Below are 959 nucleotides of genomic sequence, written 5' to 3'. Positions count from 1 at the left end.
ACCCGGTATTGTTTTAAGTGACAAAACTATAAACAATAGGAGTCCATTACCCATGAGTCACATTTTAACATTATCGGATAGAACTGTCATCCAAACGCTGCTTAAGGTTGGTTACTCACAAAAACAAATTGCTGAAGAAGTTGGTGTAGTTCCTTCAACCATCAACTATGAACTAAAGCGCTGTCCTAAGGGATACTATGACGCTGATCAAGCTCAGGAAGACTGCGAAAAGAAGCTAACTCACCGGGGGCGGAAAACTCTTCTAACAGAGAATTTAAGAGAATTCGTCCGTGGGATCATTCTCGAACAGCGGTGGAGTTTTGAAGTCATCGCGCATATTCTCCAAATGCCATTCAAAACCCTCTATAACTGGCTGGACAAGGGCTGGTTGGACATCAAACGCGAGGTCCTTCCAGACCACGGTGTGCGGTACCGAAAGAGCCACGACGGTCGTGGTCAGTACACACGTGGGGCGAAGTTTATCAACCAACGCCCGGACGAGGCTAACCTGCGTCAAGAGATTGGTCATTTTGAAGTCGATACCATCCTATCAGGAAAAACCAGGGGCGAGGTCCTAGCTACCTTTACTGATCGTAAGTCCCGACTAATGATTATTCGTCGTTTACCGGGACGTGATAGTAAAGCTATGACTAAGGCAATCCTAGAGCTTAACGAGGAGTTGCGCGGCTTGGTCAAGTCAATCACCAGTGATCACGGTAAGGAATTCGCAGGCTTCAAGGAAATTGAAGCCTGCGGAATTGCCCATTATTTTGCCCACCCGTATGCGCCACATGAACGCGGAACCAACGAACGGTTGAACCGCGAGATTCGGCTACACATTCCAAAGAACCAGCCAATTGAGAGCGTTACGGACGAAGAGCTGACTATGATCTCAAAGTACTTAAACTGGCGTCCCCGGAAATGTTTAGGGTGGAAAACGCCACTCCAAGTCTTCTTTG

General features: G+C 47.3%; 1 protein-coding gene. It reads left to right on the top strand.

The window, feature by feature from the left end; all coding sequences use genetic code 11:
- Positions 1–52: 52 nt before the first annotated feature.
- A partial coding sequence (locus FD33_RS03310; RefSeq protein ID WP_056955756.1) for an IS30 family transposase occupies positions 53–959 on the top strand: 907 nt, incomplete at its 3' end.

The sequence above is a fragment of the Companilactobacillus paralimentarius DSM 13238 = JCM 10415 genome, from assembly GCF_001434985.1.
Taxonomy (GTDB): domain Bacteria; phylum Bacillota; class Bacilli; order Lactobacillales; family Lactobacillaceae; genus Companilactobacillus; species Companilactobacillus paralimentarius.
Note: the sequence above shows the minus strand (reverse complement) of the source record. Positions and strands in the feature narration are given on the sequence as shown.